A 271-nucleotide genomic window follows, 5' to 3' on the forward strand; every position below is an offset into this window, starting at 1 on the left:
GGCACGCCGATCGCCCCGCCCTCACGTCCCGCTGGGCGACGGAGAGCGGTTCGCCGCCGGGACATGGTGGCGGGGACGCGCTGGCACCCGTGCCATCGTGTCCCGTTGACGGCGGTAGGCAGCACCCCGCTGCGCGGGATGGCGTGGCCGCCGAGGGGTTCGGGTCGTCGAACGGGACATGGTGGCGGGGGCACGCCGATCGCCCCGCCCTCACGTCCCGCTGGGCGACGGAGAGCGGTTCGCCGCCGGGACATGGTGGCGGGGACGCGCG

This window comes from Nocardia sp. NPDC051321 (assembly GCF_044455225.1).
Classification (GTDB): domain Bacteria; phylum Actinomycetota; class Actinomycetes; order Mycobacteriales; family Mycobacteriaceae; genus Nocardia.